We start from the raw sequence: 15706 nt of genomic DNA, 5'->3' as shown, positions 1-15706 counted from the left end.
CTATCGGAGCAGAAAGGTTTCTACAGAGTGATGCACGCTGGATTATAAATTTTAACGTGCATTTTTGTATTGCAATAGGAGAGTAATTGTGTTATCTTTCATATGAATATATAGTCATATGAACATAGATGTGTGTTTAGGAGGGGAACAAATGTCTGAACTAATATCTGAGCTAGAAGAACGAGTGAAATATCGTATTGAAGGGGAATTTTGTGCCAATTGTTCGGCCAAAATGGAGAGAATGCTGAGTGCAACGGAAGGAATAGGAGAGACGACGATCAACTATGCGACTAAAACTGTTGTTTTGCCTCCTTCACGAGTAGTGCAGGCTCAGGAAATTATGGAAAAAATTGAGGCGGGAGTAAAACTTGTTCCGATCCATTTGAAGCAAAAGGTGGAGAGTCCAGACAATACTGCTGCGGTGAATAAGGAGAATCAGTGGAGAATTACGAGGATTATGATTGCGTGTGCTCTGTTTGCAGTAGGTTTGGTGTTTGAGTCGCGTTGGAAAAATAGTTCTTGGGAAGTTATGGAGTATTTGGTCTATTTAACGGCTTATTTTATAGTAGGCTACAAAGTCCTAGCTAAGGCTGTCCGCAATATATTCAGGGGACAACTCTTTGATGAGAACTTTCTGATGTCTTTGGCTACCGTCGGGGCGATTGCTATTCATGCCTTGCCTGAAGCGGTTGCAGTCATGTTGTTCTACTCAGTGGGTGAATACTTAGAGGAGCGGGCGGTAAACCGTTCACGGAATTCAATTCAGGCCTTGCTAAATTTCCGTCCGGAGTATGCCAATCTAGTTCATCAGTTGGATGTGATCAAAGTTGATCCCGAAGAAGTGCAGGTCGGACAGCAAATTTTGGTTCGCCCAGGAGAAAAGGTCCCTTTAGACGGTGAAATTGTGAACGGTAATTCGTTTGTCGATACATCCGCTCTGACAGGGGAGTCGGTGCCGAGAAAAGTCCAAGTGGGGAACCCCATTTCGGCTGGAATGATCAACACGACTGGGGTTTTGACGGTACGTGTTACGAAGGTATTTGCTGAGTCCTCAGTACAAAAGATTTTAGACTTGGTCGAAAATGCCAGTACCCACAAAGCAACCACGGAGAAGTTTATTACGACCTTTGCGCGCTTTTATACCCCTGCTGTTGTTGTTGCAGCGTTAGGAATTGCCTTAGTGCCTCCACTTTTGAGTGACGGAAATTTTCAGGCTTGGCTCTATAGGGCACTGACAATATTGGTCATATCCTGCCCTTGCGCCCTAGTGATTTCTGTTCCCTTGGGCTACTTCGGCGGGATCGGGGGCGCTTCACGCCACGGGATCTTGATCAAAGGAGCGAACTATTTAGAAGCGTTGACAGATCTTCGCACCGTGGTGTTTGATAAGACGGGAACTCTGACGGAAGGGGTCTTCCAAGTTGTAGAAATCAGCCCGGCAAAAGGGTATACCGAAAGGGAACTCCTGGAAATTGCCGCCAGTGCGGAAGCTCACTCCCCTCATCCCATTGCTAAATCAATTCGCGAGAAGTATGGCAAAGACGTTCAAGACAGTGCTTTGGCAGGCTTGCTGAGTTATGAAGAAGTAAGGGGTCAAGGGATTAGAGCCAGCTATAATGGACAGACTGTGCTCGTGGGTAAAGCTGAATTATTGGAACAGGTTGGGATCTCAATTCCAAGACTTATGGTTGACAAGGGGCCAGGGACAGTGGTTTACATCTCCGTAGACGGAGGTTATGTTGGGCAATTGACGATCTCTGACCGAGTGAAGGCAGATTCCCCTGCAGCAATTGCTCGCTTAAACCAAATGGGCATGAGGACGGTCATGCTTACTGGGGATAACCAAGCCGTAGCTAAAGCAGTGGCTGAAGAATTGGCTGTAAGCGAATATCACTCTGATTTAATGCCAGAAGATAAGGTTTCTTGGCTTGAGACGCTTAGTCAAGCAAAACGACAGGGGAAAATAGCCTTTATAGGCGATGGACTCAACGATGCTCCCGTTTTGACACGAGCGGATGTGGGGATCGCTATGGGTGGTTTAGGGTCAGATGCAGCGATCGAAGCCGCGGATGTCGTGATTATGGACGATCAGCCGAGCAAGCTTGTGGAGGCTATCCAGATCGCTCGATATACAAAGACGATTATCTGGCAAAATATTGGTTTTGCTTTGGGCGTGAAGCTGCTGGTTATTTTATTAGCAATCTTTGGGATGGTCAATATGTGGATGGCTATTTTCGCCGACGAAGGGGTTGCCTTGCTGGCCATTATGAACGCCATGCGTGTCAGGTGGTATCATAAACAGGGGCATAAACAAGGGGACAGGTTCACCGTTCCAGCATCGCGGGCAGTTAAAGTAGCGGCACGCTAGCACTCTGTGTTAGAATGAAGGTACAAGGTTCATTCATTTTAAGTTCGGGGTGAAAGTATGATTGTGAAAAAGGCAGAGGCTGACGTTGCTGTTGATAAGCACGAAACTATAGAGGACGCCGTGTGTGATATCTTATGCGTGCATCATGAGGTGATCGATAAGTATTCGGATCAACTCATTACTCTTGACAGAGCAAATAAGCTGGCGGAATTATTTAAGACACTGGGTGACCCGACGAGAATCAGAATTATGGATGCCCTGGCAAATTCGGAGTTCTGCGTTTGTGATCTGGCAGAATTATTAGGATTAAGCCAATCTGCCACCTCTCACCAACTGCGGGTGCTTCGGAATAGTGATCTTGTCAAATACCGGCGGGAGGGAAAGATGGTCTACTATTCTATGCACGACGCTCATGTCTCAGAGCTCTATCGTCAGGGATTAGAGCATATTGACGAGGGTTAATTTAGTGAAGCTTTGTCTAGAGTCAGTGAATCAAGGTCCAACGTACTACGACGTTGGACCTTGATTCTTTTGTATATGTAGAACCAACGGTTCTTTTAAGCGCAGATAGTGACAAAGAAGTCTATGAGTTCATGCTGACTCGGTTTCTGGGGCAAAGTTTAAGAGATATAAACGATCTTTGATATAAATAACAATTTATGATACAATCCTCATATGTATCCGTAGGGGAGTGATGAAATGGAAGGATATCAAGATATTCAGCAATTCCTAAAAGCTTTAGCCGACGAAAATAGGTTGCATATTGTAAAAGTTTTGGCTAAAGAGTGTAAAAGTGTGAATGAGATTGCGGAGGCAGCGGGGCTTTCCCAACCCTTAACGTCTCATCATCTGAAAGTATTGAAGAACGCCGGAATAGCCCGCGTTGAAAACCGAGCAAGTTTTAACTTCTACTGAATAACCGATGAAATGATCTGGAAGATCATTGAGAACTGCCAAGAGTTTATTCAAAAAAGACCAAAGGAAGGAGCCTTTCTGTGATTGAATTGCTGAATAGTTCACAAACTAATAGCTCTACAAACTGCTGAGGGTCTGACTCAAGTGCTGGTCAGCATTTAGAAGGTAACACGGAAAATTGCAAGATTTGTGGAAGTCCATTAGAATACTTCGATAACGGTCGTGAGCTTACTTGTGAGAACTGCGGCAAACAGGAGACAGCAAATATTTGTTGTGCCAACGGCCATTATATCTGTGATGAGTGCCATGGCCGAGGCATTTTTGACCTGGTTAAGGAACATGTGCTGGCGAGTGAGTCCCAGGACCCCTTGGAAATCGCTGAAGCCTTGATGAATTTTAAAGATCAAGTGCCCATGTTAGGCTGCGAAAATGCATGGATCGCTGCGGGGGCTTTAATGGCTGCTCTTAAAAATGAAGGTACACTGAAGATAACCGAGGCCCAAATTCTCGAGGTTCTAAATCGAACGCATCGGCAGGCCATCGGCGGATATTGCGGATTGACAGGGGTTTGTGGGATTGCGCCGGGAATTGGGGCCTGTTTCAGCGTTATTTTAGGGGCTGCTTGTCCTAAAGATCGAGAAACCGTCACGACCATGACGGTTGTCGCCAAAATTGTCAACGTGATCGCCCAAGAAACGGGGCCATGTTGTTGTAAAAACTTTGTTCGGCACGCTTTGACTGAAGCCATCGCTTTAGTTAAGGAACTACTGAACATTTCTTTAACCCAGCCTTCAGATCCAATCGTGTGCACTGACGTAGAACGGCATCCTCACGGGTGCAGACAGGAAAAATGTAGTTATTTTAGATCCTAACGTCTTAAAGTAGCCTTGAGACGCTGAGTTTCTAAGAGCAAACCAAAACCATCTTCTATTCTATTGACCACCAAATCAGCGGACTGGAGAGCTTGCAGAGAGGCTCCCTCAAACCCAATGACAGCAATACTTAAATGCGCCTTTTCGAGCATTAATTGATCGTTTGCGCCGTTTCCGATTGCGACAACTTCCCGGGAACCGAACTGCAACAAATAATCTGCTTTTTCTTGGGTATGGTCAGTGCTCTCCAATAATTTTACCTGCACGGGCAAGCCTTCACATTGCTGTACCACGGTACCATTGGTGTCCGATGTTAGAATATGAATTTCTAGAAGGGGAGATAAACGACGGATATGATCCCGAACAGATTTGAGCATTTGCCCGTCTAAGGCTAATGTTCCGTTGTAATCGAGGACTAATACTTCAAGGTTCAGGGTTCCTCGGCCTGGAATGACCACTTGAATCATAAAATTTCCTCCCATGAAATATATGTGGTGTGGTAAAAAAACAAAATGGCTCTTACTTAACTGTATGAGCCATTGAAGGTCACTGTCAAGTTTAGCAACATATCGGTGTAAGCCTATTATTAACCTTTTGGAATAACTTTGTTGCCTCCACGATTGAGAGAAAATAGGGCTCCTATGATACTTAAACCAGCAGCTAAATAGTAGACGATCCCCGTGCTATGCAAAAAAGCGGTCACATAGGGGAGGGAAACCTTGGAGTCCATGCTATGCTGGAAAATAGCGACGGAAAGGGTAATACCTAAGACCATACCCAAGTTTTTAACCAGTTGGCTTATTCCAGAGGCTGCGCCTAATTTATTTTTAGGAACTGTACCCATAATGCAGGAATTGTTGGGTGCTTGGAAGAGGCCCAAGGAAGCTCCCATGCCGAAGACGGCAAGGATTACTTGCATAACTGGGGTGTTTTTGCCGACGTTAGCTAAGAGAATTAAAGCGAGCGCATTGAGGATCATACCACTGCTCGTTAAGAAGGTATAGCCGATTTTGTCCGAAAGCCGTCCGGCGAAGGTTGCCATTATAGCCATGCCAAGGGGAAAGGCCATCATAAACAGTCCAGCCAGTTGGGGCGTATATCCTAAGACTTTTTGATAGTAAAAGGGGAGGAGTACGGTGCTGGAATACATGGTGATGAAGGAAATGAGTGCAGCCACAATGGAGGTCCAGAAAATTCGCATTTTAAAGAGTTCGAAGTCTAGAATGGGGTTCAACGCTTTTCTTTCGCGAATAGCGATGGCAATAAGGCTGATGAGGAAAATTGAGCCAGTGACAAGAATTGTTGGGGAGAACCAGCCAAAATCATTGAGATTGGAGACGCTGTAGATGAAGCTAACCATCCCTATGATGACGTAAATCGCTCCCCAGGTATCAAATTTCTTACTGGGTCGGGCTTTGCCATGATCGGCTGGAATGATAAAGTACGAAGCAAGGAAACCGGTGGTTGCCACAAGCGTAATCAGAAAAAAAATCATGCGCCATCCCCAGAGTCCAATTACAATCCCCCCGATTGAAGGTCCCGCCAAGCTGCCAATAGCGGCTACTGAGCCAAGGAAACCAATGTTTTTCCCGCGTTGTTCGGGGGGATAGTTTTCTGTGGCAATGGCTAAACCGTTAGCCATGATCATAGCTCCTCCGACCCCTTGCAAGACTCGTGTCAGGATCAAGAGGTAGACATTATTGGTCATAATACAGAGGAGTGAAAAAATGGCCACTAAAGCAAACCCACCATTATAAATTTTTTTTCGCCCAAACATATCGGCTAACGTGCCAAAGATAAGGAGTAAGGCAGACATGGTCAGCAGGTAAACAGAAGGCACCCACTGGATCATGGAAAGACTGACCTTGAATTCTACTGCCATACGTGGCAGTCCGACGTTAACGACTCCACCGTCAAACGTGGAGAGAAAGGCTCCTGTGGCCACACTTGCTAAAATATACGATCGTTTTGGCTTAGTTACGGGGAGGGGTGATATTGTAGCCATAGTATGACCTCCTTAATCAATGCTGAGGACTGCTTGAACCAAAGCATTCGTTACTTGTTTGATAGCGCCAGCATCACTGATACGAAAATTTTTAGGAACGTCTAAATCTTTACTGACAATAAGATGCTGATCGACTTTGAGCTCGGCCTTTTCTAGGGTTCTCTTGGCACAAGACATCGGACATCCATCGACAGCAACGATCCCTCGGGCGTTTTTAGCACCGTTAAACATATTTTTTAAACCAGCAGAAATACTGGCCAAGCAAAGGAGGGCGACACGGTTATAGCCTAAGATGCCTGCTGTTTCCACACAGCCTGTCACAGTGGATTGTCCGACATTTGAGGCTCCAGCACAGTAAAATAGGGCAACTGGACTTTTTTTCTCCTCGACTTCTTTCCCCTCTGTGATGGCATTCATATAAGGAAGATACCAATTTGTTTCCTTATCCCCTTCGGCCTTAGGTGAGGTAGAGGGGGCTGAGATGTTCGTGTTCGTTGGTTCTTTCACTAAGTCGTTGAGTTGGATCGGGGCTCCACTTTGACAGGAGCAACCTACATTGTTTTCTGACATTTAATTGACACCTCTTTATAATATTAGATTCTTATGAAGTATTAACTTCATGACCACGGAGTATGCGCTTTAATTTTTATGCACCCGGAATGGCCGCGGTCATTCCGGGGTTATTTCGGGTTAGAAGGGGTTACTCTTGAGGGAAAATGCGAAGCCCAGTATTCACTCGGTTCATCCCAGTTGAACCGTCAATGACCGCGATCACTTCTAACAGTTCTTCATCCGTGACCCCCATGTTTCTTAGCGCTTTGGTATGACTGGCGATGCACATGTCTGAGCCGTTGTTGATGGATGTGGTCAAGGCAATCCACATTTTTGTTTTAGCGTCGAGTTTTCCAGGAGCCATTACAGTTTTCATTTTCATGAGGGTGGCTTTCATGTAATCAGGAAAGTTCGCTAAGGCGCGAAACGTAGGAGGGACCATTCCTTTTTCTTTCTCGAGGTTGGCGAAGAGTTGTTTTACTTCCGGAGATGCATCTTGATCTTGGATGAGCTGTACAGTTGACATGGTATTGCCTCCTTTTATTTACGAGATGATTATATTATAAACTTGTAATATAATCATTCTAGCACTTAATCCTCAAAATGCAAGAAAGGAATTGAAAAAATTTCGAGAGCACGCAAATAGTGAATTGATGGTTGCAATTCTAGAAAACGTATAATAATATACTTATATAAGCAATGTGTGATATGAGGAAGGAGGTAAGGGTTTGGGCTCTGAACCGCGCATAGAGGAGATGGCAGAAGAATTTAAGGTCCTGGGGGATAAAACGCGGTTGAGAATTTTAGCGTTACTGCAGGGTCGGGAGTTATGTGTCTGTGATTTGACAGAAGTCTTAGGGATAAGCCAGCCTGGGGTGTCCCAACATATGAGGCGGCTTCGCCAAGCGGGATTTGTGCATGAACGTCGGGGAGGACAATGGATTTATTATTCGCTGAATATGGAAAATCCTCTGCTTGATTTGCTTATGCCGACGTTTCCCAAGATCGAGGAAGACGAAGAACGGCTTATGCATGCCAAAGGATGCCCTACTTAAAACCAGTTAAGGCTCAAGGGTTTAGTTAGTTTATAACAATAGGGGGAATTTGCTGTGAAAGTTGCAATAATATCCGACATTCACGCCAATGTCATTGCGCTAAAGGCCGTACTAAAAGATATTGAAGAACAACAAGTTGACAGTGTTTATTGTACTGGCGATTTAGTAGGATATGCCCCGTTTCCCAATGAAGTGATTGATTTAATCAAAGAGAAGAACATTCCGACAGTCATGGGTAACTATGACGATGGAATTGGTTATCAGCGATTTATTTGTGGTTGTGACTATAAGGACGCTGAAGCCGAGGCTTTAGGGCATGAATCAATAACGTGGACTAAGAGGCATACTTTTGAAGAAAATAAAGAGTTTTTGAGAAATCTCCCCAAAGAAATAAGGGTTAATATCGCAGGTAAAAGATTGCTTTTAGTCCATGGCAGTCCTAATCGCCTAAATGAATACGTTACGGAAGAAATTTCTGAAGATTATGCTAGTGAACTTATTGCTCTTGCTGGCACAGACATTCTCATCTGTGGTCATACCCATCTTCCTTTTACCATGGTATTGAAGGATAAATTGCTTATTAACGTAGGCAGCGTCGGAAAACCAAAACACGGGGACCCTCAAGCTATATATGCACTTATATCTTTTGCACGAGACGTAACGGTTGATTTTCGAAAAGTACCTTATGATTATGAGGCAACGGCCACGGCAATTGAGGTCTCTGAGTTACCGAATGAGTTTGCCCAAATAATTCGGACGGGAAAATATTAATGAATTTAGGATTAGAGGAGGCTAAAACAATGAATAATGCGCTACCCCTTCGCAGTAAGCTTTCAACGTTGGATCGTTATCTCACCTTGTGGATCTTTTTGGCGATGGCAGTCGGTGTGGGTATTGGGTTTGTTTTTCCGGGTACGGCTGGTTGGATTAACCAATTTCAAGTGGGGACGACCAATATTCTTATTGCTATTGGATTAATAGTGATGATGTATCCACCTCTAGCAAAAGTGAAATATGAGGAAATCGGACGTGTCTTTAGAAATGGTAAGGTCATGACCTTATCGTTAGTTCAAAACTGGATTGTGGGACCGATTGTAATGTTTGCTCTCGCCGTGCTTTTTCTGCATAACTACCCAGAATATATGGCCGGACTTATTATGATTGGCTTAGCCCGTTGTATTGCCATGGTTATTCTTTGGAACAGTCTAGCTAAAGGAGACTCAGAGTATGCAGCAGCATTGGTTGCTCTGAATTCCGTTTTTCAGGTGATTTTCTATTCAATCTATGCTTACATCTTTCTTACCGTCCTACCAAGATGGCTTGGTATTGGCTTGAGTATTAACGTTAACATCAGTATTTGGCAGATCGCCCAGAGTGTGCTTATTTATTTGGGAATTCCTTTTTTTGCGGGGATGCTTACGCGCTTCATCTTATTGCCTATGAAAGGAAAAGAGTGGTACGAGAAAAAATTCATTCCCAAGATTAGCACTCTTGCGCTAATCGCCTTGCTCTTTACAATTATTATCATGTTCTCGCTCAAAGGCCAGACGATTGTTTCCGTACCTTTGGATGTTGTCAGAATCGCGATACCGCTGTTGTGTTACTTTACAATTATGTATTTTATTTCATTTTACATGGCTTGGCGACAAGGACTTCCCTATAGTCAAACGGTCACCTTAGCGTTTACGGCAGCGAGCAATAACTTTGAACTGGCTATTGCTGTTGCTGTCGCGGTGTTTGGAATTAGCTCAGGAGCAGCGTTCGCCGCAGTCATCGGTCCGCTCATAGAAGTGCCTGTCATGATCGGCTTAGTTAATGTTAGTTTGTTCTTGGGGAAGAAGTATTTTGACAAAAAGGGATTGTCCATAAGAGGGTAGTAGGTGTTAAATAGAATGATGAGAAGAAGGAACAGAGGTTCCTTCTTCTCATCTTAATTTATACCAATCAGAAAGTAAAAATTTCAGGTGGGTCCCTTCTCGCCAGCCTCGGCCAGCGCATCAGTGCAACTAAGGCGACCGCCTTCGCCAAGGCTTGGCGTTAGCCAAGTTTCTTTATATAAACGGGCGTAAAGTCACTATCCTTTTAGGGTAGTGGTAGTTCACATAGACTCAATGAATCAGTGAATAGAGTAAATGTGGGAGGACTTGATTACTAATAATTAAAAACTGTGCTTAAATCTATGGCAAGATCGGGAAAAATTGATACCTCGACACTATCTGCATCAGTATATAACTCAGGTCTTCCATATCTGTTGTTATCCTGTAAAGTGAATATACTTACGATCTTTGTGTCTGGCGCCACGATCCAATATTCCTTCACGCCAGCCTTTTCATAGGCCCAAAATTTAGTGAGCCTATCGATCCTTTCTGTTGGAGGGGATAATATTTCAATGACCAATTCTGGTGTACCGCAATACCCAGTCCCTTTAAGTTTCGATTTATCGCAGATTACTAGTATATCAGGTTGAATTACTATAGTAGCGTGCTCATCATCTTCGTCAATCTTAGGTAATCTTAGGTCAAAGGGAGAAATAAATGCTCGGCATTCTTTGTCGGATAGATAGTTTCTTAGCTGTGTGGCTAATTCCAAAAGTATGGTTTGGTGCTGCCAAGTTGGCGCTGATTGCATATGGGGTACTCCGTCAATGATTTCCCATCGTTCATCGTCTGGAAATTCCAGATAATCAGCATATGTATATTTTTTTGCTTCTTTTGATAATGGCATATGACTCCCTCCAGTTATCATATTATACCAAATATTTGAAGGAATTACATCTCAATATCGAGCTGGTATCACATGAACGATCGCATTTCGCATAAGTGACACGATGTCTCAAGGAATTACAGAAATAAGATTGAAGATGCAGGAAATAATAGAATAAAAACGAAATCATATTCTAGTATAGAAATACTCAAAGGGGAGAAAGGTATGCGCTTTTGGAGAGCTAAAGAACTGGGTCGGCAATTTGGTTTGACTTTAACCATCCTATTCATCGTGCTGGTGCTTGTGGGCTGCCAAAGTGCTGACCGCTTACCCATGGTTAGCGTTAAACCAACAGATCATTCGCTTACCAATCCAAAGCCTATGGAGAATCAGAATGTCTTGCGGGTGGGGATTTCTTCGGTGTTATCTCCTCGTGAGACCTTAGATAATTATCAGGACTTGGCCGATTATCTCCAAAGGAAAATTGGTAGACCAGTACAATTGATCCAGCGTCAAAGTTATCAGGAAATTAATGATCTCGTTCGTGACCAAGGGGTTGACGTGGCCTTTATTTGTTCTGGGGCTTATGTCACGAGGGAACAAGAAAACCTTGAGTTATTGGCCGTTCCAGAAGTGAATGGAAAATCAACCTATCAGTCCTATGTTATCGTGAGTTCGAATAGTAAGTTTCAGTCGTTTCAAGATCTTAAGGGCCAGGTGTTTGGCTTCACTGATCCTATTTCTTTTTCTGGCACGATTGCACCAACCTATATGGTTACACTTTTGAACAGCCAACCCACTGAGTTTTTCAAACGAATTGTTTATACGTACAGTCACGATAACTCGATTAAAGCCGTTTTGGACAATGTGGTATCGGCAGCAGGAGTGGATTCTTTGGTTTATCAATATTCAGTGGCTAAGGACCCTTCACTAGCGGCAAAAGTACGCATTATTGCACAGTCTCCGGAGGTTGGAAGCCCTCCAGTTGTGGTTAACAAAAGTATTGATTCTCATCTCAAAGCGGCTTTGTTGGAAGCATTGTTACAAATGGATAATGACCCTATCGGTAAGAAGGCCTTGCAGGCTCTCTTATATGATCGTTTTGTGTTGCCTAATAATGCAGCCTATGAGCCTATTCAAACGATGGTGAAGGCGAATGCTGCTCTAAAGGATAAGAAGTGATTTTAGGAGACACACTCTAAGAATTTTCCAATTGGCAGTTAGTCATTAAAGTTAGCGAGAAAGAGGATTCTTATGACATTGAAGTCAAGAATTAAACGTATAAGTGAAAAAAGCATGAGAAATCCCTTTGTCAATTATATCAAGGAGCAACTCAGACATGTCCGAGTGCAGTATAAAATCCTAGGCCTAGTCGTTGGGGTTGTGCTTCTTTTGAGTAGCATGATTGTTTGGCAGATGGGAAATATCTTAACGAACAATTTGCGAGATCAACTCGACAAGAGGGCAGTTTCGATCGGGAGTGATGTCGCGGCAAGAGCTACCAATGAGCTCTTAATCAATAATGCTTATTCTGTCTATGAATTACTGCAAAACACGCTCAAGAACAATGAGGATGTCTTGTATCTGTTTATTGTGGATCCGCAAGGGAATGTCTTGGCGCATACGTTTGGCGAGGCGTTTCCTAAAGAACTACTGAAAGCGAATGCTGTGGCTGGAGCCGATAAGTATCATTTGACGGTTTTCCGTACAGAAGTAGGGGTCGTTCGTGATGTTGCTGTGCCTATCTTGAACGGGAAATTAGGGGTAGCACGGATCGGAATGGATGAAAATGGGTTACAAAAAGCGGTGCTCCTGATGACCTGGAACCTTCTACTGATTGCGCTTTTTGTGTCCGCTCTGGGGATTATCGCTGCAGTCTTGCTAACTCGTGTTCTAACCCAGCCGATCCGTGAGTTAGTATCCTTAACCCAACGAGTAACGCAAGGGGAACTGGATGTTCAGGGGATGGTTCATTCTCAAGATGAAATTGGGGTTTTGACAGAAGCGTTCAATCAAATGACGGAATCCTTGAGTCAGAATCATCGTGAACGTGAGGATTTGATGGTTGAACTCAGGGAAAAAGAGGAGATGCGTCTTCAACTCTTGGAAAAAGTTATGACAGCCCAAGAAGAAGAACGAAAGCGCATTTCGCGAGAGCTTCATGACGAAACAAGTCAGGCGTTAACTTCCTTAATGGTAGGATTAAAGGTTCTAGAGTCTGAAGCCTCTTTTTGTGCTGTGGGGGATCGATTGCAAGAAATGCGCCAGACCGTTGCGCAGACGTTGGAAGAAGTGCATCACTTAGCACGGGAACTTCGGCCCAGTGTCCTAGATGACATGGGGTTGGTGCCAGCTTTAGAACGTTACATCCGGGAATATGAAACTAAATTTGGGACGGAAGTTGATTTTAATGTCACGGGGTTTCAAGAGCAGCGTGTTTCCGCTGTAATTGAGGTGGCGCTTTACCGTATAGTTCAAGAGGCCTTAACCAATGTCGCTAAATATGCTGAGGCCAGTATGATTTCCGTGTTGCTGGATTGGCGGGAAGATTTGGTTTCTGCTATTGTTGAAGACAACGGACAAGGGTTTGACCCTCATCAAACGGTCGTGCAACCCGGACGGGGACTTGGACTTTTTGGGATGCAAGAGCGGGCTGCTTTACTAGGGGGGACCTTTAAGATCGAGTCTCAAAAGGGAAAAGGAACAACCGTTTTCATTAAGATACCAGATAAAGGAAACTCATTCAGAGAAATTACTCCCTCTGAAGTATAGTTGGACTTATATGAATTAAGGGCAAAGAAAGAAGGAGTTTCATGTCTGAAAAGAAACTGAGAATTCTACTCGGGGACGATCATGCCGTACTGAGAGCGGGGCTACGAGTTTTATTGAATCTTGAAAATGATATTGAGGTTGTGGGTGAGGCAGCCGACGGGGAAGAAGTGGTTGAGATGGTGGAGAAGACTCAGCCTGATTTAGTGTTGCTTGATCTAACCATGCCCAAGCTCAGTGGTTTAGAGTGTATTGAACGTATCTTAGAGAAGTATCCGACGACGAAGATTTTGGTTTTGACAATGCATGATGATGAAGAATATATGAAAGCTGTCATCCGAGCAGGAGGGAAAGGATATGTTCTGAAAAAGGCTGCGGATGTGGAATTGCTCTCAGCCATCCGAACGGTTTCTCGGGGAGAACTTTATATTTATCCCCCTATGGCTGCGACCTTGCTTTATCAGATGGTCGGTCCGCAAACATCAGGCAACAAAGATAAGAAGGAAAAAGGACTGAGCGAGAGAGAACGAGAAGTTCTTAAGTACTTGGCACTTGGGCATACGAACCAAGAAATTGCCGAATTCCTTCATATTAGTGTAAAAACAGTGGAAACGTATAAAACCCGAGTGATGGAGAAGCTTGATTTGCGAAAACGTGCTGAACTTGTACGGTACGCCATGGAAAATGGGATTATTAACGGTTAAACCTGACACGTGTCAGGTTTTTTCCTAATTGGCAAAGAGGACAAGAAAGGGTATGTTTTAATCGAGAAACTTTTTATGGATAGACTCGCTAGAAGTCGGAGTCTGGGAAGTTAGTTAATGGAGTTTACGACAGGGAGGGTTCGAGATTGTTAAGTAACGTTACCCGAATAATGCGAGCGTTAAGTTTTGGTTTACTTATAGCAGTGTTTATCGCGGGATGCGGAACTCCTAGAACTACAAATTCGCCCTCGGGCACATCTTCGGCAGGAACTGCGGGAAAACAAGAAGTGTCTTCAGGAAAGTCGGGAAACCTGACACTTAATACTTCTGAGAATTCGACCACTGGTTCGGAAGCCTCTCCTCCTAAGACGTTAACCGCGGAATCTATGATTTCGGCCAGTCAATTGGATGAAGGGATTAAAACGAAAAAAAACTGGCAGATTGTCGATGTACGTGAACGCAGTGAGTTTGCGACGGGGCATGTTCCTCAGGCTATCAATATTCCGTTGGGGTCGGTAGAAACTCAAATAACTAAAATAGACAAAGATAGAGATGTTATTCTCATTTGCCTCACGGGAGTGCGAGCCTTTTCTGCTTGGCAAACTCTGGTAGGTAAAGGATATGACCCGCAACACTTGAAGGTTCTCGTGGGCGGAATGGAGCAATGGAAAAGCTTAGGAAGTGGAGAGGTCACGGAGAGTATTGGAGGGTGCTAGGAGGAAATTGTTAGCACAATAGCAGCAAACAAAGAACAAAAGGTATTTATTTTGTCAAAATAGTGATATAATAATGATATATTATTAAGGGTGAGGTGAGCGATATGCCAGTAATCCGTCCTGTTTCAGATTTGAGGAACAAGACCCCTGAGATCGAAGAAATTTGTATAAATGAGCAAATACCTGTTTTTATCACCAAGAACGGCAACGGACATTTAGTCATCATGAGTCAGCAGCTCTTTGAGGAACAGCAAGCCCTATTAGACCTTTATGAAAAGCTGGACGAGGCCGAAGAACAAAGCCGTGCCGGAAAACGCCGCCCGTTCCGCGATGTTATGGTAGACATAAGGTGCCGCATCCATGCCAAAGCATCTAATTAGTATCACAGAGGCTGCAGAACAGGATCTGGCCGAAATTGTTGATTATATAGCAAGCGACAATCCTGCTGTCGCACTTAAATTGGCTGAAAATATTGAACAGGGCATTTTAATGCTTGAGGATTTCCCACTGACCGGCACAACGCCAAAAAATCGAAGACTAACACGGCAAGGTTATCGTATTTTGATAGTCGATAGCTACTTGGTGTTTTACGTTTTGCTGAATAATGAGATGGTAGAAATCCGGCGTATTATTAGCGGAAAAAGAGACTATAAGTTTTTACTTTAGTGGGAACGTTAGCTGTGGGAAAAACGGAGGGACAGGCAAACGGAAACGGGGGGACAGGTACGTTGTTTTCATTATCTGAAAACAACGTACCTGTCCCCCCGTTTCTCCCTGTCCCCCGTTTTCCTCCGTTTGAAATGTCAGGAGAATCCTGACAGGGACTTGATTTTATATAGGGATAAAGAGAAGTAGGTTTAGGAATAATCCCGCTATATGCAGGATTAATCCTGCTATAAGATGGAGGCAGGTGAAGAATTCACCTGCCTCCGAGTCTTGAGAGCCCAGGCTGTAAGTAAGGCTGTTAAGACCGATAGGGTGCCGAAGAACAAATCAGGCGCCTGCCCGTATTTGGCGAAGGTGGCAAGCACTTATAACAATAAGGAG

The 15706-nt window shown here is 44.0% G+C and carries 18 protein-coding genes; 13 read left to right on the top strand and 5 right to left on the bottom strand.

What is annotated here, in order from left to right:
• The first annotated feature begins 151 nt into the window (after positions 1 to 151).
• The 4 genes from DSOL_RS04485 to DSOL_RS04470 all read left to right on the top strand — a co-directional run bounded on the left by DSOL_RS04485 (position 152) and on the right by DSOL_RS04470 (position 4155).
• On the top strand, positions 152 to 2368 hold the full coding sequence (locus DSOL_RS04485) for a heavy metal translocating P-type ATPase (RefSeq protein WP_075363683.1): 2217 nt from the start codon (positions 152 to 154) through the stop codon (positions 2366 to 2368).
• A gap of 57 nt (positions 2369 to 2425) precedes the next feature.
• Positions 2426 to 2830, top strand: coding sequence for an ArsR/SmtB family transcription factor (locus DSOL_RS04480; protein ID WP_075363682.1), 405 nt, complete (start codon positions 2426 to 2428; stop codon positions 2828 to 2830).
• Positions 2831 to 3067: 237 nt separating this feature from the next.
• Complete coding sequence (locus tag DSOL_RS04475) at positions 3068 to 3283, top strand: ArsR/SmtB family transcription factor (RefSeq protein ID WP_083642303.1); 216 nt, start codon at positions 3068 to 3070, stop codon at positions 3281 to 3283.
• A gap of 80 nt (positions 3284 to 3363) precedes the next feature.
• Positions 3364 to 4155: a DUF5714 domain-containing protein gene (locus DSOL_RS04470; protein WP_427854374.1), complete on the top strand. Its 792-nt coding sequence runs from the start codon at positions 3364 to 3366 to the stop codon at positions 4153 to 4155.
• On the opposite strand, the gene DSOL_RS04465 is transcribed toward DSOL_RS04470, so the two are convergent.
• From DSOL_RS04465 to DSOL_RS04450, 4 genes are all read right to left on the bottom strand, one after another.
• On the bottom strand, positions 4152 to 4622 hold the full coding sequence (locus tag DSOL_RS04465) for an HAD family hydrolase (RefSeq protein ID WP_075363680.1): 471 nt from the start codon (positions 4620 to 4622) through the stop codon (positions 4152 to 4154). The two genes, DSOL_RS04470 and DSOL_RS04465, sit on opposite strands and share 4 nt — an antisense overlap.
• A 119-nt stretch (positions 4623 to 4741) precedes the next feature.
• Positions 4742 to 6160, bottom strand: a complete 1419-nt coding sequence (locus DSOL_RS04460) for an MFS transporter (RefSeq protein ID WP_075363679.1) — start codon at positions 6158 to 6160, stop codon at positions 4742 to 4744.
• A 12-nt stretch (positions 6161 to 6172) separates the two neighbouring features.
• On the bottom strand, positions 6173 to 6730 hold the full coding sequence (locus DSOL_RS04455; protein ID WP_083642302.1) for a putative zinc-binding protein: 558 nt from the start codon (positions 6728 to 6730) through the stop codon (positions 6173 to 6175).
• Positions 6731 to 6860: 130 nt separating this feature from the next.
• Positions 6861 to 7238 (bottom strand): carboxymuconolactone decarboxylase family protein, encoded by a 378-nt coding sequence (locus DSOL_RS04450; protein WP_075363678.1) that lies wholly within the window; start codon positions 7236 to 7238, stop codon positions 6861 to 6863.
• Between the two features lie 202 nt (positions 7239 to 7440).
• On the opposite strand from DSOL_RS04450, the gene DSOL_RS04445 reads away from it, so the two are divergent.
• Genes DSOL_RS04445 through arsB form a run of 3 tightly spaced genes read left to right on the top strand, consistent with a single transcriptional unit; the run spans position 7441 to position 9644 of the window.
• The gene (locus DSOL_RS04445) at positions 7441 to 7767 is read left to right on the top strand and encodes an ArsR/SmtB family transcription factor (RefSeq protein WP_235838685.1); all 327 of its coding nucleotides are present in this window, start codon (positions 7441 to 7443) and stop codon (positions 7765 to 7767) included.
• Positions 7768 to 7821: 54 nt separating this feature from the next.
• A complete protein-coding gene (locus tag DSOL_RS04440; protein ID WP_075363677.1) occupies positions 7822 to 8538 on the top strand; it encodes a metallophosphoesterase family protein in 717 nt (238 codons plus the stop codon).
• Between the two features lie 29 nt (positions 8539 to 8567).
• Positions 8568 to 9644 (top strand): ACR3 family arsenite efflux transporter, encoded by a 1077-nt coding sequence (gene arsB, locus DSOL_RS04435; RefSeq protein WP_075363676.1) that lies wholly within the window; start codon positions 8568 to 8570, stop codon positions 9642 to 9644.
• Positions 9645 to 9918: 274 nt separating this feature from the next.
• On the opposite strand, the gene DSOL_RS04430 is transcribed toward arsB, so the two are convergent.
• Positions 9919 to 10491: a Uma2 family endonuclease gene (locus tag DSOL_RS04430; RefSeq protein ID WP_075363675.1), complete on the bottom strand. Its 573-nt coding sequence runs from the start codon at positions 10489 to 10491 to the stop codon at positions 9919 to 9921.
• 204 nt (positions 10492 to 10695) lie between these two features.
• On the opposite strand from DSOL_RS04430, the gene DSOL_RS04425 reads away from it, so the two are divergent.
• From DSOL_RS04425 to DSOL_RS04400, 6 genes are all read left to right on the top strand, one after another.
• A complete protein-coding gene (locus DSOL_RS04425; RefSeq protein ID WP_075363674.1) occupies positions 10696 to 11652 on the top strand; it encodes a substrate-binding domain-containing protein in 957 nt (318 codons plus the stop codon).
• A gap of 72 nt (positions 11653 to 11724) precedes the next feature.
• On the top strand, positions 11725 to 13242 hold the full coding sequence (locus DSOL_RS04420; protein ID WP_235838684.1) for a HAMP domain-containing sensor histidine kinase: 1518 nt from the start codon (positions 11725 to 11727) through the stop codon (positions 13240 to 13242).
• Positions 13243 to 13283: 41 nt separating this feature from the next.
• Positions 13284 to 13943 (top strand): response regulator transcription factor, encoded by a 660-nt coding sequence (locus DSOL_RS04415; protein WP_075363673.1) that lies wholly within the window; start codon positions 13284 to 13286, stop codon positions 13941 to 13943.
• A 146-nt stretch (positions 13944 to 14089) separates the two neighbouring features.
• On the top strand, positions 14090 to 14659 hold the full coding sequence (locus tag DSOL_RS26660; protein WP_083642301.1) for a rhodanese-like domain-containing protein: 570 nt from the start codon (positions 14090 to 14092) through the stop codon (positions 14657 to 14659).
• Positions 14660 to 14763: 104 nt separating this feature from the next.
• Entirely contained in the window at positions 14764 to 15039 is a 276-nt protein-coding gene (locus DSOL_RS04405) for a type II toxin-antitoxin system Phd/YefM family antitoxin (protein ID WP_075363672.1), read from the top strand.
• Complete coding sequence (locus DSOL_RS04400; RefSeq protein ID WP_075363671.1) at positions 15020 to 15325, top strand: type II toxin-antitoxin system RelE/ParE family toxin; 306 nt, start codon at positions 15020 to 15022, stop codon at positions 15323 to 15325. The genes DSOL_RS04405 and DSOL_RS04400 overlap by 20 nt, the downstream gene beginning before the upstream one ends.
• Positions 15326 to 15706 lie beyond the last annotated feature (381 nt).

Origin of the sequence: Desulfosporosinus metallidurans (assembly GCF_001936615.1) — a bacterium.
Taxonomy (GTDB): Bacteria; Bacillota; Desulfitobacteriia; order Desulfitobacteriales; family Desulfitobacteriaceae; genus Desulfosporosinus; species Desulfosporosinus metallidurans.
This window is presented reverse-complemented; position numbering and strand designations above follow the sequence as displayed.